The 309-nt window shown below is 34.0% G+C and carries 1 protein-coding gene; it reads left to right on the top strand.

What is annotated here, in order from left to right; translation table 11 throughout:
• Window positions 1–26: 26 nt before the first annotated feature.
• Window positions 27–309, top strand: a 283-nt coding sequence (locus tag EII32_RS11910) for a hypothetical protein (RefSeq protein WP_199741452.1), incomplete at its 3' end; no start/stop codon positions are given.

Genomic DNA, 309 nt, shown 5'->3' with positions numbered 1-309 from the left:
GTATTATGTTACGCAAAGAAATCGAAATGATGTTCGTAGTAGTTTCAGTATATATCTTGCTTCGAGTGCTTGCAAATCCGCTACTTGATAGCTTTGCTGGGAGCATATTTGTTGGAACGATTGAATTTATTTCAGTACTTTATCCCGTGTCCAAAGCATTGAAAAACATTTTTATAATTACCGATGGCAAACACCCGCCCAAGTTTGTTATTCAAGCGCTTTATAATTATGAAAAAGAAGGCAAATTAAAAGATTTTTTTGATAGTTTCCAAAATGGAGCAAAAACCAATGAAAACGACAATGAAACTC

Source organism: Prevotella sp. OH937_COT-195 (assembly GCF_003932845.1).
GTDB lineage: Bacteria > Bacteroidota > Bacteroidia > Bacteroidales > Bacteroidaceae > Prevotella.
Note: the sequence above shows the minus strand (reverse complement) of the source record. Positions and strands in the feature narration are given on the sequence as shown.